General features: G+C 67.9%; 17 protein-coding genes. 5 read left to right on the top strand and 12 right to left on the bottom strand.

Annotated features, from left to right (window positions below):
• Positions 1-137: 137 nt before the first annotated feature.
• The gene (locus LHP98_RS14635; protein ID WP_227253290.1) at positions 138-1,040 is read right to left on the bottom strand and encodes a LysR family transcriptional regulator; all 903 of its coding nucleotides are present in this window, start codon (positions 1,038-1,040) and stop codon (positions 138-140) included.
• A 93-nt stretch (positions 1,041-1,133) separates the two neighbouring features.
• Between LHP98_RS14635 and LHP98_RS14630 the strand changes: the two genes are divergently transcribed.
• Positions 1,134-1,997, top strand: coding sequence for an epimerase (locus LHP98_RS14630; protein ID WP_227253289.1), 864 nt, complete (start codon positions 1,134-1,136; stop codon positions 1,995-1,997).
• Between the two features lie 8 nt (positions 1,998-2,005).
• Here the strand turns inward: LHP98_RS14630 and LHP98_RS14625 are convergent, their stop codons facing one another.
• The 6 genes from LHP98_RS14625 to leuC form a co-directional block, all read right to left on the bottom strand.
• Complete coding sequence (locus LHP98_RS14625; protein ID WP_227253566.1) at positions 2,006-2,998, bottom strand: endonuclease/exonuclease/phosphatase family protein; 993 nt, start codon at positions 2,996-2,998, stop codon at positions 2,006-2,008.
• A 56-nt stretch (positions 2,999-3,054) separates the two neighbouring features.
• A complete protein-coding gene (locus LHP98_RS14620; RefSeq protein WP_227253565.1) occupies positions 3,055-3,843 on the bottom strand; it encodes a hypothetical protein in 789 nt (262 codons plus the stop codon).
• Positions 3,844-4,376: 533 nt separating this feature from the next.
• Positions 4,377-4,982: a 3-isopropylmalate dehydratase small subunit gene (leuD, locus tag LHP98_RS14615; RefSeq protein ID WP_227253288.1), complete on the bottom strand. Its 606-nt coding sequence runs from the start codon at positions 4,980-4,982 to the stop codon at positions 4,377-4,379.
• 125 nt (positions 4,983-5,107) lie between these two features.
• The gene (locus LHP98_RS14610; protein ID WP_227253287.1) at positions 5,108-5,860 is read right to left on the bottom strand and encodes a THxN family PEP-CTERM protein; all 753 of its coding nucleotides are present in this window, start codon (positions 5,858-5,860) and stop codon (positions 5,108-5,110) included.
• A 308-nt stretch (positions 5,861-6,168) separates the two neighbouring features.
• On the bottom strand, positions 6,169-6,915 hold the full coding sequence (locus tag LHP98_RS14605; protein ID WP_227253286.1) for a choice-of-anchor K domain-containing protein: 747 nt from the start codon (positions 6,913-6,915) through the stop codon (positions 6,169-6,171).
• 313 nt (positions 6,916-7,228) lie between these two features.
• Positions 7,229-8,647, bottom strand: coding sequence for a 3-isopropylmalate dehydratase large subunit (leuC, locus tag LHP98_RS14600; RefSeq protein ID WP_227253285.1), 1,419 nt, complete (start codon positions 8,645-8,647; stop codon positions 7,229-7,231).
• Positions 8,648-8,869: 222 nt separating this feature from the next.
• On the opposite strand from leuC, the gene LHP98_RS14595 reads away from it, so the two are divergent.
• Positions 8,870-9,460 carry an SOUL family heme-binding protein gene (locus tag LHP98_RS14595; RefSeq protein ID WP_227253284.1) on the top strand — a complete coding sequence of 197 codons (591 nt, stop codon included), beginning with the start codon at positions 8,870-8,872 and terminating at the stop codon, positions 9,458-9,460.
• 36 nt (positions 9,461-9,496) lie between these two features.
• Here LHP98_RS14595 and LHP98_RS14590 read toward each other — a convergent pair whose 3' ends face one another.
• Positions 9,497-9,706 (bottom strand): helix-turn-helix domain-containing protein, encoded by a 210-nt coding sequence (locus LHP98_RS14590; protein ID WP_227253283.1) that lies wholly within the window; start codon positions 9,704-9,706, stop codon positions 9,497-9,499.
• Entirely contained in the window at positions 9,706-10,242 is a 537-nt protein-coding gene (locus tag LHP98_RS14585) for a hypothetical protein (protein WP_227253282.1), read from the bottom strand. Before LHP98_RS14585 ends, LHP98_RS14590 begins: the two co-directional genes overlap by 1 nt.
• Positions 10,243-10,312: 70 nt before the next feature.
• On the opposite strand from LHP98_RS14585, the gene LHP98_RS14580 reads away from it, so the two are divergent.
• The 3 genes from LHP98_RS14580 (at position 10,313) to rlmH (ending at position 11,835) form a co-directional block, all read left to right on the top strand.
• A complete protein-coding gene (locus LHP98_RS14580) occupies positions 10,313-10,855 on the top strand; it encodes a hypothetical protein (RefSeq protein WP_227253281.1) in 543 nt (180 codons plus the stop codon).
• 174 nt (positions 10,856-11,029) lie between these two features.
• Positions 11,030-11,365, top strand: a complete 336-nt coding sequence (rsfS, locus tag LHP98_RS14575; protein WP_319638954.1) for a ribosome silencing factor — start codon at positions 11,030-11,032, stop codon at positions 11,363-11,365.
• Entirely contained in the window at positions 11,365-11,835 is a 471-nt protein-coding gene (rlmH, locus tag LHP98_RS14570; protein WP_227253280.1) for a 23S rRNA (pseudouridine(1915)-N(3))-methyltransferase RlmH, read from the top strand. Before rsfS ends, rlmH begins: the two co-directional genes overlap by 1 nt.
• On the opposite strand, the gene LHP98_RS14565 is transcribed toward rlmH, so the two are convergent.
• From LHP98_RS14565 to LHP98_RS14555, 3 genes are read right to left on the bottom strand one after another with little or no spacing between them, the layout of a single operon-like run.
• A complete protein-coding gene (locus tag LHP98_RS14565) occupies positions 11,832-12,521 on the bottom strand; it encodes a class II aldolase/adducin family protein (protein ID WP_227253279.1) in 690 nt (229 codons plus the stop codon). The two genes, rlmH and LHP98_RS14565, sit on opposite strands and share 4 nt — an antisense overlap.
• Positions 12,518-13,936, bottom strand: a complete 1,419-nt coding sequence (locus tag LHP98_RS14560) for an FGGY family carbohydrate kinase (protein ID WP_227253278.1) — start codon at positions 13,934-13,936, stop codon at positions 12,518-12,520. The genes LHP98_RS14565 and LHP98_RS14560 overlap by 4 nt, the downstream gene beginning before the upstream one ends.
• Before the next feature lie 12 nt (positions 13,937-13,948).
• Positions 13,949-14,797, bottom strand: a complete 849-nt coding sequence (locus LHP98_RS14555; protein ID WP_227253277.1) for a sugar phosphate isomerase/epimerase family protein — start codon at positions 14,795-14,797, stop codon at positions 13,949-13,951.
• Positions 14,798-14,799 lie beyond the last annotated feature (2 nt).

Raw genomic sequence — 14,799 nt, 5'->3', positions numbered from 1 at the left:
CCGTATGCAAAGGGGTCGGGCGGGGGCTAGCCGATGGGGCGCGCGGGGTCAAGCCGGCGCGGCGGGAGCGAAATCCGCATGTCCCATGATGGGACACACAACGCCGCAAATGATTTCAAGGACTTGGCGGCGCATTTTCATGATTTGTTAAGCTTTGGCCCAACCGGGACCGCCAGCGCGGCCACTAGGAAATCCCAGACCCGGGCCACGCGCGGGGTGCCGCGCAGGGTGGGCGGGGCGCAGAGCCAGACCGGCAGGGCGGGCAGTTGCACGATGGGCGGCAGGCGGGTGACGGCCGGGTCGGCATCGCCGACGACTTTCTGCATCCCGCCCACGCCCAGACCCGCGCGCACCAGTTGCCAATAGACCAACTGGTCATCGCAGCGCACAGCGAAATCCTCACGCCGGCGCGGAGCACCAAGGCCCGCCATCAGCCGCAAGATGGTGTCGTCGCGGTCGAAACCGACGAAGGGCAGGCGCAGAAAGTCGTCGCGGGTCTTGGGCGTGCCATGCTGCGCCAACAGCCCCGGCGTGGCATAGAGCGCCATCGGCAGGTCGGCCAGGTGGCGGGCGATCAGGTCGGGCTGCACCGGCCGCGCCATCCGCAGCGCAAGGTCAGCCTCACGGTGCAACAGGTTCTCGACCCGGTCCGAGGGCACCAGGTCGATCTCGATCTCGGGTTCCGTTGCGCGCAGCCGGGCCAGGATCGGCGGCAGGATGTGCGCGGAAACGATCCGGCTGGCGGTCAACCGCACCGCCCCCTTCAGACGCACCTCGCGGCCCGCTGCCGCCAGGCCCAGGGCATAGGCCGCCTCGGCCATGGCGCGGGCAGCCGGCAACAGCGCCAGACAGGCATCGGTGGGCACAAGGCCGCGCGGGGTGCGGGCGAACAGCACCAGGCCCAGCCGCGCCTCGGCTTCGGCCACGTGGCGGCCAAGGGTGGGCTGCGAGACCCCGCTTTCGCGCGCGGCGGCCGAGAGTGAGCCATGCTTGGCCACCGCGAGGAGCGATGGGATCAGGGACCAGTCAAGCTTATCCATGCAGATATGCATAGCACATCGCCGGATTCCGCCAATTCCCATTCATACACGAAAGACGCATATCCCCTGCACCAGGACTGAATGGAGGATGACATGGCAAAGCGGGCATTGGTGGCCGGGGCTGGCGGTGGCTTCGGCGGGGCGATGGCGACGGCCCTGCGTGCGGCCGGGTGGGAGGTGCAGGCCTATGCCCGCGGCTCTGACATGGGCGCGGCCGCAAAGGGCGCCGATGTCATCGTCAACGGGTTGAACCCGCCGCGCTATCACGCCTGGGATCGGCTGATCCCGGAAATCACCGAAACCGTGCTGGCCGCGGCCCGCTTCAGCGGCGCCAGGGTGCTGGTGCCCGACAACGTCTATGTCTACGGCAGCCAGCCGGGGCCATGGAATGCCGGCACGCCGCACCGCCCGGTGTCACGCAAGGGCACCATCCGGGCGGCGATGGAGGCACGCTACCGCGAAGCGACAGAGAAAGCGCAGGCACGGGTGCTGATCCTGCGGGGCGGCGACTTCATCCGCACCAGCACGACCGAGGGCATCTTCCCCGAGGTGGTGCTGAAGCCGTTGTCCAAGGGCCGCATCGTCGCCCTGGGCGACCCCGACGCCGCCCGCGCCCACGCCTTCCTGCCCGACATGGCCCGCGCCGGAGCGGCCCTGCTGGGCCAGGACGGCCCGGCCTTCCTGGACATGCCGTTCGCCGGCCACACCTTCTCGATGCGCGATCTTGCCCGCGCCATCGGACAGGTCACCGGGGCCGAGCCGCAAGTCACGCGCTTTCCCTGGTGGCAGTTGCGGCTGTTGTCCCCGGTCTGGGAACTGGCGCGGGAATTGGGCGAGATGCGCTATCTTTACGACCTGCCGCATGCGCTGGACCCGGCGCCGCTGCAGGCCGCACTGCCGGGCTTTGCAGTGACGCCCTTCGACACCGTGGTCCGGGCGATGCTGGGCCCCCGCTAAGGAGCGTCTCAGGGGACTTCGACCTCGACCCAGACCGGGAAATGCCGCGAGGCTGCGGTCAGGTCGGGTATCAGCGGATCACCCTCCGGCGGCCAGAGCACGCCCGAGGCGGTGACCTTCAGGTCGGCCGAGGGCAGCACCAGATCAACCCGCAAGCCGCCGATGTCGGGATACAGCGCGGTGTCCTGCGCCGGGTCGCCTTTCTGCCCCGGCTCGGACCGGCCCGAGGTGCCCTTTGGTGCCGGGTCCTGCAGCGCCGGGTGCCCCAGCAAGGCGCGAATCCCGTCACGCCGGCCATCGCCATCGGCGGGGTCAAGGTTGCCGTCGCCGATCACCACGAAGGGCGGCTGAGGCGGGGTCTCGTCCAGCTCGCTGCCCAGCAGGCGCAGCCAGAACGCGGATTCGTCATGGTTGCGGCGGCCGTTGCGGTCTTCCGGCCCGTCGAACACCGGCGGCGTGGCATGATAGGCCAGAAGCCGCAGCCGCCCGCCATCTGGCAGCACCAAGGGCACCTCCCAATGCGCGGTGGTGGACAGGCGCTGGACGCGCCGCGCCTCGTCTCCCATCGCCTCGGGCAGCAGCGCGCCGGGCAGGTCGGCCCAGAGGAACCCCGAGAAGTCGCGCACCGCAGCCGTGTCGACCGGCAGCCGCGACAGCACCGCCATGCCCGCCTGCCCGGAGAACTGCCCCCAGCCCTGGGCGTCGCCCGGCCCGCCGAGACGGCCGTCGCCGTCAAGGTCCAGGCCGGTTTGCCGACCGGTGTTGGGGCGCAGGGCGAAACGGTGGGGATAGCCCCGGCCCAGAGGAACCAGGCGGTCGGCCAGCAGCGACAGCGCCACGAGGTTGCGGTCGTAGTCGACGGCCGTCAGCAGGATGACATCGGCATCCAGCCTTGCCAGAACGCGCAGGACCGCCTCGACCTGGGGATCGTCGCCCGAAGCAATGGCATCGACCAGCAGCCCGGGTCCGGGCCGGTCAAGTCCGACATTCCAGGTGGCGATCTTCAGCGTCTCGGCTGATGCGGCCAGCGCCGATGCGACCAGCGCCAGGGCGGCGATCAGGCCGCGGCCAACCGTGAAGGCGGCGGACTCATGGCGTCGCGCTTGGTGCGGATCATCAGGGCGATCTTGCCCATGGCGACACCGCGCATCAGCAGGCTTGCGGGAAGAAAGGACCATGCTGCCATCGTCCAGACCAGCGTTTGCGGGGAAGTGAGCGTCAGCGGTTCGAACCCGATCGAGGCAACGTTGATCACGGCCGGAATCAGGAACGGCAGCAGGAAACCCAGCGAGATGTTGACCCGCGCATCGCGTTCCAGGCGATCGACGATGTCGCCGCCGGCGGTCGGCTCGAAGGTGGGCAGGTTGACCCAGACGTTGAAGGCCAGATGGCGATGCGGCCAGCCCTTGAGCTTGAGGATGATGACGAACAGCGCCAGCGCCACAAGCGAGATGATGTACGAGGTTCCCGCCGCCGTCCGCACCGCCAGAACCTCGCCAGGCGAGGCGCCGTCGGCCATCATCATCGTGGCCAGGCGGACCGGGGAATAGGGGAAGTCCATGGCGTGGCCGACCAGGATGCCCATCGCCTCGAACAGCCGGGTGAAGGATGACGGGGCCTCGTTCGCGGCCAGGATGGCGGACAGCGAGAAGACGATGACGAAGAGCATCAGGTAGCGCACGCGGTTGAACGGCGGTGCGTCGCGGAACTCGACCAGGCTGGGGTAGACGGCATTGTATTCGGCAAAGGTGAGCGCGGCGCCGAACAGCGCCACCAGCGCGACCATCTGCTTGGTATCCGCCCCGATGCCGGGCAGGATGACCGAAGGCGTGGCGATGACAAGCATCACCAGAAACGCGCGGGTCAATGCACCTGTCAGCCGAGAGACCACGGTTCTTACCACTCCGACGCTGGTCAGCGGAAAGCGTGCAAGCGCCCTGTCCTGCACCAGCCCGCGCACATTGTGACGGATTGCCTCAATCTTGCCCAATTCCTGTCTGCTTCCGATCAATGCCGCAATGGCCTGATCAGCAAAACCGGATCCTCATGGCAATTCCGGGGCGGAGGTGTTGCAGGATTGTATCAACCTTGGGAAGAAAAATGGGCAGGCCGGGCGGGCTTGAACTCCGCACCTCAACATATTGTGGTGCAAGCATTTTCGGACACAAGGCCGCTCTGGGCGCGATCCGGGCCTGAAAGGCCTTGAAACCAGAGGTAGCATTGCGGGCGCGTCCGGGGGCGTTCGACAGCCACAGGATCGGCCCCGAGCGACAGGCCGGAGCACCGCCACCTGGTTCCCCTGCAAAGGCGGCAGCCAAATCGCATAGAATGCCCCAGGCCCCGTGCCGGGCCGGGGTGCGGACGCCTTTGGGAGAGGGCTTAGGCCCAGGGCCGTGCGGCAGCATTCCTGGCTTCGAAGGCGTCGATGGCGGGCGCCTTTTCCATCGTCAGGCCAATATCGTCCAGACCGTTCAGCAGACAGTGCTTCTTGAACGGGTCCACCTCGAAGCCGAAGGACTGCCCGTCCGACGAGGTTACCGTCTGCGCCGCAAGGTCCACCGTGATGCGGGCGTTCTCACCCTTTTCGGCGTCCTTCATAAGCACCTCGACCGCCTCGGGCGGCAGCACCACCGGCAGGATGCCGTTCTTGAAACAGTTGTTGAAGAAGATGTCGGCGAAGCTGGTCGAGATCACGCAGCGGATGCCGAAATCCAAGAGCGCCCAAGGCGCATGTTCGCGGGACGAGCCGCAGCCGAAGTTGTCGCCCGCCACCAGGATCTGCGCGCGGCGATAGGCCGGCTGGTTCAGCACGAATCCGGGGATCTCCTGGCCGTCCAGCGTGTAGCGCATCTCATCGAACAGGTTCACGCCCAGCCCCGAGCGCTTGATCGTCTTCAGGAACTGCTTGGGGATGATCATGTCGGTGTCGATATTCACCAGCGGCATGGGCGCCGCGATGCCGGTGAGTGTGGTGAACTTGTCCATGGAGGCCCCTGCTGATCAGTCTTTCCGAGATGGCTCTTGCCAGAAAGCCAAGGCTGCGCCAACCGGAAATGACAAATGAAAACGGGCGGCCGAAGCCGCCCGCATCTTGCCTTGTCACGTCAGCGTCAGCTGCGACGACGCTTCGCTGCGGCCAGACCAGCCAGGCCGGCCAGCACCAGCAAGCCGGTCGCAGGCAGCGGCACGGGCGCCGGCGGCGGAGTGTCGATATCGCGAACCTTGGTGAACTTGGCCATCAGGACAGCCGGATTGGAAGCGTCTTCCTTGGTCCAGAATTCCGACACGATCACGCCGTTCAGCAGGAAGCCGGTGATCTGCATCGTGTAGAACGCGTTGCCGATCTGGAATTCGTCCATCATGTTCAGCACGCTGGAGATCGTCACGCGGTCGGCGCACCCGTTGACGTTGACGCCCGTCATGCCACTGCCATTCGCGCACTTGCCGTTCGTCGCAGCGTTCGACGTTTCCCAGTGCAGGAAGTCGAAGGCCGTATCGACCGACTTGGCAACGCCATCGACCATCAGGTCGAACGAGAGAGACAGCGTCGCCTTGGTGATCGAAGTGCCCGCATTGATCGGGTTGTTGAAGTGCGTGAAGGTCCCGAGCTGGAACTCTTCGTCCACATCGTGGCCCGTCGATTCCAGACCGACGAAGCCATATCCGGACTTCTTCCCGCCCTTCTTGAAGGGCACGCCCCATTCGATCTTGGACGTACCGACACCCGTCACGGCAGAACCCGAACCCACGGCGGAAACGCCGTTCCAGGAAATCCCGACGTCATCAAGGTCAATGGTCGCCGCACCTACCGGCGATACGGCAAGCGCCGAAGCCACTGCCAGTGCATATGCATATTTCCGCAAGTGCCTTCTCCTCTTATCTCTCACGCCAAACAGACGTTACAGCCACTGCTGCCGGACGAATCCTCGCGACCCTTTGCCAAAACGGCGGCGGCGCGAGACGGTTGTCCGACATCAACCCAATTTTCATACTACCCGACCGAGATTCCGGGCGCAATGGAATAGGGCAAAAACAAGGTAAATCGTCGCGGGAACAAGGACAGTCACTCTATTCTGGCGCTTTTCTGCCACATTTGGCGGACGGGCTTGCAGGCGGTCTTAAGCGGGTCGCAGCTGATTCTCACCGGCCGGTTGTATTGGCGCGACGGCGATCAATCTTTCCGCTTGTGACGGCCCGCCCAGCCGAGGCCGGAGATCGCAGCCAGAAGCAGCCAACCGGCCGCGGGCAGGGGCACCGGCGCGATGTCGCGCAGCCAGACGAAACGGCCCATGATCACCGCGCTGTTGTCCTGGCGCTCGGACGTCCAGAACTGGGGAACGATCTCGCCGTTCTGAAGGAAACCCGTGACTTGCAGGGCGTATACGACATTGCCGAGGACGAACTCATCGTCAACCTCGATGACGTCGAGAAGCTGCACTCGGTCGGCACAGCCGTTGACGTTGACGCCGGCGAAGTTGGCGCCGCCGTCGGCGCAAAGACCGCCCGCTTGGCCGCCATTGCTGGTTTCCCAGTGCGCCACATCGACCGAGGCCGTTGCTGTGCGGGCCTGCCCGGCGAGCACAAGGTTGATCGTCAGATCCAGCCGGGCACGGGTGATCGAGGTGCCGGCGACGATCGGCTGGTTGTGGTGGGTAAAGGTGCCCAGAATGAAATCGGTTTCGGTTTCATGGCTGCCGGGCAGCGCCCCGGCAAAGCTGTAGCCGGATTGCCCTTGACCCGCGATCTGAAGGCCCCAATCCAGATCGCCGGTGCCCTCGCCGGAGAACGTGGCGCCGGATGCCGCTGCGAGAACGTCGAACCCGCCGGTCACGTTCTGGACGTCGAGGGTGGCAGAGCGACCGATGGACGGCACCCAAAGAGCCACGCCGAAGGCCAGGAGAGTCGCGAAGCGTCGCATGACAGAATTCCTTCTTCACCGGGGAATCCTTGTCTGCTTCAGCCCAGACTTTCGGCGCCACCGCTTCCGCCTTCGGAAGTGCCAGCTCCTTCACCAGCCCGAAGGCAAGCGACGATCCCACCCGTTATAGATGGTAACGCAAGGCCGTTTGGCCAACAGTAAATCTGGCGATTTCGTGTCGCGCTGACACCAAATGTTGCGGAGTGCTGCACTTTGGCCGCATCGCATACCCTCCATGCGTGAACGTCTGGGAGTCGCATCGCCGCAGGGTTGTCCGGGCCGGGCAGCGGGCCAAGCCGCTGCCCGGGAAACGTCAGTTGACCTGGGCCAGGATGTCTCGCACGTCGGTCAGGTGGCCGGCGACGGCAGCCGCCGCCGCCATCACCGGCGACATCAGGTGGGTGCGACCGCCACGGCCCATGCGGCCTTCGAAGTTGCGGTTGCTGGTCGCGGCGCAGCGTTCGCCGGGGGCCAGCTGGTCGGGGTTCATGCCCAGGCACATCGAGCAGCCGGCAAGGCGCCACTCGAAGCCGGCGTCGGTGAAGATCTTGTCCAGACCCTCTTCCTCGGCCTGCAGGCGCACGAGGCCCGAACCGGGGACGACCATGCCGCGCAGGCCCGGCGCCAGGTGCCTGCCCTTCAGGATGCCGGCGGCGGCGCGCAGGTCCTCGATCCGGCCGTTGGTGCAGCTGCCGATGAAGACCGCGTCGATGCGGATGTCGGTCAGCTTCATGCCGGGGGTCAGGCCCATGTAGTCGAGGCTGCGCTGGGCGGCCTGGACCTTGCCGCCGGTGAAGCTGTCGGCTGCCGGAACCGTCGCGGTGATCGGCAGCACGTCCTCGGGGCTGGTGCCCCAGGTCACGACGGGAGCGATGTCCTCGGCCCGCAGCGTGATGACCTTGTCGAAATGGGCGCCCTCGTCGGTGAAGAGGGTTTTCCAGTAGGCCAGCGCGGATTCCCACTTGGCGCCTTTCGGGGCGTGGGGGCGGCCCATGACATAGGCGAAGGTCTTGTCGTCGGGCGCGATCAGGCCGGCGCGGGCGCCGCCTTCGATGGCCATGTTGCACACGGTCATGCGGCCTTCCATCGACAGCTCGCGGATCGCCTGGCCGCAGTATTCGATGACATAGCCGGTGCCGCCGGCGGTGCCGGTCTGGCCGATGACCGCCAGGGTGATGTCCTTGGCGGTGACGCCGGGCAGCAGCGAGCCGGTGATCTCGACCTTCATGTTCTTAGATTTCTTCTGGATCAGCGTCTGGGTGGCCAGGACGTGTTCCACCTCGGAGGTGCCGATGCCGTGAGCAAGGGCCCCGAAGGCGCCATGGGTGGCGGTGTGGCTGTCGCCGCAGACGATGGTCATGCCGGGCAGCGTCCAGCCCTGTTCGGGGCCGATGATGTGGACGATGCCCTGGCGGACGTCGGAAACCGGGTAGTAGTTGATGCCGAAGTCGCGCGCGTTGCGGTCCAGCGCATCGACCTGGATGCGCGATTCTTCGTTGTCGATGTGGATGTCGCGGCCGGCGGTGGTGGGCACGTTGTGGTCGGGCACGGCGATGGTCTTTTCCGGGCAGCGCACCTTGCGGCCGGTCATCCGCAGGCCTTCGAAGGCCTGGGGGCTGGTCACTTCGTGGACCAGGTGGCGGTCGATATACAGCAGGCAGGTGCCGTCTTCCGAGGTGTGGACGACGTGGTCGTCCCAGATCTTGTCATAGAGCGTGCGGGCGGCGGACATGGGCAGGGGTCCTTGGCTGGAAGGCTTGGGAAACGGGGACGCGGGCAGCAGCGGCGCCGGTCAGTCCCGGCGGGCGGAAACCGCTCGGGTCTGGCGGGCAAAGCGCCACGGCAGGCGGGCGCGGTCGGCCATGTCGAAAAAGCGCATCATGGGGGCTGCAGATACGCTGGAATGCGGGGGCGATCAAGCTAGGTGATGGGGCAAAGGGCAGGAGGGCCGGAGATGCGGGCATGGGCGTTGGCGGGGCTGGCCCTGGCCTTGGGAGGGGCAGGCGCGATGGCCGAAACCGGGCACAAGGGATACGAGGCGCCGCCCTGCCGGGTGGAAGCGGCCGAGGGCGCGCGCGAGGTGCGGGCCTGCGGTGCGCATGTGGTGGCCGAGGTGCGGGTCGCCGGCGGCCGCGGATCGGCCATCGGCACCGGGTTCAACCTGCTGGCGGGCTACATCTTCGGGGCCAACGCCAGCGGCGAGAAGATCAGCATGACGGTGCCGGTCACCCAGACGCCGGAACCGGACGGCAAGGTCTGGCGCATCCGCTTCCTGATGCCCGCCGCGGCCGTCGCCGCCGGCCTGCCCGACCCGAAGGACGACCGCATCGCCTTTCGCAAGGTGCCGGCGGGGCGGCAGGTGGTGGAACGGTTCCCGGGGGTTCCCGAGACCGACGACCTTGCCGCGCGGGCCGAAGCCTTGCGGGCCTGGGCCGAAGCGCGCGGCCTGCGCATCAGCGGCGGGCCGCACTACCAGTTCTACGATTCGCCGATGACCTGGCCGGCCAAGCGCCGCAATGAGGTGACCTTCGACATCGCGCCGTGATCTGACGCTGCGCCGCCGCCCATGGTGCAAGGGCGGTCAGGCGGGGCGCACCGCCTCGAGAATGTCGCCGGGCTGACAGTCCAGCGCCGCGCAGATCGCGGCCAGGGTCTCGAAGCGGATGCCCTTGACCTTGCCCGATTTCAGCAGGCTCAGGTTCTGCTCGGTGATGCCGATCCGCTCGGCCAGCTCACGCGACCGCATCTTGCGCCGCGCCAGCATCACGTCCAGCCGGACCACGATCTCCATCACACGAAGCCCCGGTTTTCCTCGGCGGCCCGCGCGGCCTCTTGCATGGCCCAGCCGATCACCACCAGCAGGCCCCCGGCAAGCGCCAGCCACAGCATTTCCCCCGTCAGCGACACCGCCACCTGCCGCTGCCCCGGCGGATTGCCCAGCGTCAGCGCAATCGTCTGCAAGGGCCGCACCGCGACCTGCACCGCCGCGAGCACCAGAAGCCACCGCCCGCTGCGCAGGATGTGGCCGGCAGCGGCGGAGGTGAGGATTTCGGCCCGGCGATACAGCGCGAACAGCGCCCGCATCTGGGCCAGCGCCAGGAGGACGGGCCCCAGCGCAACGGCCCCGATCGCGCCGGTCAGCAGCGCCGCACCCGGTGTCGGCGGAACGGCCAGCGTCACCTCGGGGAAGGCCAGGACCACCCCGGCCGGATCGCGCCAGCCGCGGACAAGCCAGACCGCCAGCAGAACCGGCAGGCCCAGGATCAGCGCGCCGGTGGCCCGGTGCAACCAGCCGGACAGGCGGACGATGCGCCGGGTGTCGAACATCGGATGACCTCTTTTCAAGATGATGATTTACTGTATGACGATAATAAATCGCTGTCAAAGGAGATTCGCCATGCGCCTTGCCGCCCCGCTTTCCCTGCTTGTGCTTGGCGCCTGTGGCGCGCTTGTGCCAACGACTGCGGCGCGACTGGCCGCGCTGGACCCGTTGACCGCCGATCCGGCGCAGATCGAGGTGGCGCTGGTGCTGCCCGCCGGCCTGCAGGCCACCCCCGGCACGGCGGTGCTGGACCTGACGGCCATGCGCGGGGGCCAGCGGCTGGCCGAGCGTTTCACCCTTTCGCCCCGGCCGGCGCCCGGCGTCGGCGCGCCGCAAGGGGCCACCGTCGCCGGCTTCGGCCTGGCCGGCGCCGACCTGCAACGCCTGCGCGACACCCAGGCCGTCCTTGCCGCCTGGAAGGGGGAAGGCCCCGCTTCTGCCAGCCTGTCGGTCGGCATCGGCGGCTGCACCGTCGATGGCGGCCCGGCGCCCGAAGCCGAAGGCGCCGTGCTGATCCGGCTCTCTCCCGCCGAAGCCTTCCGGCCGCTGCTTGGCCCCGCCCCGCTGTCCGGCCTGCTGGGCCCCGAGGCACTGGCCAGCCTCAGCCCTTGCGGTTGAGATTGCGGGGCCGGGGTGTTACCCTGCCGGAAAGGCCCGGCGCGGGGTTTGCGCGCATTTTCGGAGGACATACTCCTGTCTCACTCTGACCCCGCGACCGGTTTGCCGGTCGGACCCCGGGCCAGCCGGTCGCGGCTGCCCGAGACTTTCACCCCGGAGCAGGTTCTTCAGGCCGTGCTGGAGTCGGTCGATGACGACAAGGCCGAGGACATCGTCCAGATCGACCTGCGCGGCCGGTCGGACGTGGCGGATTACATGGTGATCTGTTCCGGCCGGTCGTCGCGGCAAGTGGCCGCGATCAGCGAAAAGCTGGCCGACCGGATGAAGCAGACCTTCGGGATGAACGCCAAGATGGAGGGGAAGGAGACCGGCGACTGGGTGCTGATCGACACCGGCGACGTCATCGTCCACGTCTTCCGCCCCGAAGTGCGCGAGTTCTACCAGCTTGAGAAGATGTGGTTGCCGGCCGGGCAGGTGGCCGGGGCGCGCAGCCTGTCGCAGCCGGGCTGATGCGGCTGCACCTCTGCGCGGTGGGGCGGCTGAGGGCCGGCCCCGAGCGCGCTTTGGTGGATGACTATCTGGACCGGCTGGGCAAGACCGGCCGCGCCCTGGGCCTTGGCCCGGCGGAAGAACACGAGGTCGAGGACAAGCGCGGCGGCGGGATGGCCAGCGAAGGGGCCCTGCTGGCGCGGGTGGTCCCGGCGGGGGCCGCGCTTTGCGTGCTGGATGAGCGGGGCAAGGTGCTGTCCTCGCCCGAGTTCGCCGCCCAACTGGCCGCCTGGCGCGATGCCGGGCGGCAGGACGCGGCCTTTGTCATCGGCGGGGCCGATGGCATCGACCCGGCGCTGCGGGACCGGGCCGACCTGGCGATCAGCTTCGGGCGGATGGTCTGGCCTCACCTGCTGGTGCGGGTGATGCTGGCGGAACAGCTGTACCGCGCGGCGACGATCCTGGCCGGATCGCCCTATCACCGCATCTAGGCTTTGCGCGGGCGGGCGACGTCGTTCGACCCTTCTTCCTCGGGGCCAAGGCCGTAGCTCATCCGCTGCATCTGGGCGATGACGCGGGCCATCTCCTCATCCGACAGGACCGGGGGTTCGCCCAGCACGCAGGCCTGCTGGTACATGCGGGCGAGGGTCTCCACTTCGACGGCCATCCAGAGGGCGGCGTCCAGCGTCTTGCCAAGCGAGATCTGGCCGTGCTGGCCCAGAAGGCAGGCCTTGCGGTCCTGCAGCGCCTCGATGGCGGCGTCGGACAGGGCCTGGGTGCCGAAGGTGGCGTAGGCCGCACAGCGCAGCGTGGTGCCGCCCATCACGCCGACCATGTAGTGGAAGGCGGGGATGGTGCGGTGGTGGCAGGCGACGGAGGTGGCGTAGGTGGAGTGGCAGTGCAGCACCACGTCCACGTCGGGGCGGGCCTTGAGGATGTCGCGGTGGAAGCGCCATTCCGAGCTGGGGCGGCGGCCGGCATAGGTGCCGTCCCAGGCCATGTCGACGATGTCCTCGGGCTGCATGATGTCATAGGGCATCGAGGACGGGGTGATCAGGAAGCCGTCGCCGTGGCGGGCCGACAGGTTGCCGGCGGTGCCCTGGTTGAGGCCGGTCGAATTCATCTTGCGGCAGGTTTCGACCATGCGGGTGCGGAGGTCGCGTTCGGCTTCGGTCATCTGCGGGGTCCTTCGGCAAGTTGGTGCCATTGCGCGGCATAGTCGGTCAGGCCCGGCAGCGCCAGAGCCGGGGCGGGTTGCAGGTCCAGCGGCACGGGCGCTGCGTCGCGGCGGCAGAGAAGGGCCGCGCCGCTGGCGATGCCGTAGGTCTCGGGGTTCAGCTTCGTTTCGCGCCCGGGGCGCAGGGCGGCGACAAGGCCGGCGAAGGCCGGGTCGCGCAGGAAGCTGCCGTCCAGCACCCAGAGTCGGTCGGGGGCAAGGGTGTCGCCGCAGGCCTTGGTCAGCAGGGCGGTGGAAAGCACGGCAAGGGCGTGGCGCTCGCCTTCGATTTCGGGCGGGGGGCCGTGGAGGCGGCCGCGGCCGGCGCTGCCGGGGAACTGGCCGTCGTTGCTGCCGAAGGTGGGCAGGGCAAAGGTGCCCCGCGCGACCAGGCCGGCAAGCACAGCCGGATCGGCCATCGCGCCGGGCGGTTGCGGCCCGGCGACGGCGGCGTATTCGCGGCCGCCCATGGTCAGGGCGCCGGCAAGCGGCGCACCTTCCATGTCGGCGTTCAGCGTCATGCCGCGGGCCTCGTCCAGGCGGGACAGGTCGATGCCGCCGGCCATGGCGACGATCCAGGTGCCGGTGGAGATGCCGACGAAGTCCGACAGGCCGGCGGCCTGGGTGCGGTGGAAGCTGACCGAGCTGTCATGCGCCCCGGCGTGGACGCGCAGGGGCGGCAGGCCGTGGCGGGCGCAAAGCGCGGGGCGGATGGGGCCAAGGGTGTCGGCCGCGCGGGCGAAGGGGGGCATCAGGCGGCCCCAGCCGCGGGCGGCGACGATGGGGGACCAATGCGCCTCCTTGACGTTCCAGAGGTGCGATTGTGCGCCCAGCGTGCTGGCCTCGCTGACGGCCACGCCCGACAGGCGCCAGGCCCAGTATTGCGGGATGCCCAGGCACCAGCGCGCGGCCGCGAAACGTTCGGGTTCCGCCGTCTCGGCCCAGAACATCTGCCGCGCGGTGTGGGTGGCGGCCATCATCACCGCCGAGCCGCGGTCGAAAAAGCCACCGGATTGCGGGGCGTAGGCCTCGGCCAGGCCCGGCGGCAGGGGCTGTTCGTAATCGACCATCGGCAGGACCAGGCCGGTGCCCCCCGCGTCGGGGTTTTCGCCCACCAGCAACCCGCCCGAGCCATGGCCCGAGGCGACGAAATCGGTCAGCGGGTGACGGCGGGACAGCGCCGCCAGCCCGTCCAGCACAAAGGCATTCAGCGCCGCAAGGTCGTGATGCGCCCAAGGCGGGCCGGGGCGGACGGGGTTCGGGGTGCTGAGTGTCTCGACCACATGCCCCAAGGTCGTGCAGGCCGAGAGTTTCACGTTCGACTTGCCGACGTCCAGAACCGCGACGGTGGCCCCATCTGACCCTTCGCCACCCAAGCCTATGCCCCTTCAGATCAGGCGATACTGCTTCGCCTTGTTGCGCAGGAAGGGCAGGCCGTTGCCCATCACCTCCTCGAAGCTTTCCGCCACCGGACGCCAGACCGCAAGGCCATAGGCCAGTTCCGGCATCATGTTGATGAAGCTTTCCATCGCCAGCCCGCCCTTGAAGCCGATGGCCGCAAGGGTGGCAAAGATCTCGTCCCAGTCGCAGGTGCCCTCACCCGGCGTGCCGCGGTCGCTTTCGGACAGGTGGATGTAGCGCAGGTAGTCGCGGGCATCGAGGATGCCGTTGCCGGCACCCTTTTCCTCGATGTTCATGTGATAGGTGTCGAGGTGGATGAAGATGTTGTCTGCGCCCACCTTCTCGATCAGCCACTTGGCCTGCCAGCCGGTGTTGACCAGATGGTTCTCGTAGCGGTTCACCGGCTCGATCCCGAAGGCGATCCCCAGCTTTTTCGCGTGCTTGGCGGCGGCGCAAAGGGCGCGGGCGATGTTGTCATACTCGGTCTCGGTCGGCGGCACGCCGGTGCGTTCGCCGATGCCGCCGTAGGTGACACCCGACAGCGCCTCGGCCCCCATCGCGGCGGCCACGTCCATGGCCTGGATCAGATGCGCAGAAGCGCCTTCGGGGTTCACCGAGGCCCAGTTCTTCTGCGGCAGGCCCAGCGAGCAGACCGCGCGCAGGTTGTGCTTTTTCAGAAGCGCCTTCGTATGCGGCGCATCCACGGCGGGCGCGTTCAGAAGTGCGATCTCGATGAAATCCATGTTGTATTCGGCTGCCGCGGGAATGGTCCGTTCGGCCCCCGCCCGATCCCAGTTCATGGTCCACATGCTGGTGTGAACGCCAAAGCCTTCCATGG

Source organism: Rhodobacter sp. Har01, from assembly GCF_020564565.1.
Classification (GTDB): Bacteria; Pseudomonadota; Alphaproteobacteria; order Rhodobacterales; family Rhodobacteraceae; genus Pseudogemmobacter.
Note: the sequence above shows the minus strand (reverse complement) of the source record. Positions and strands in the feature narration are given on the sequence as shown.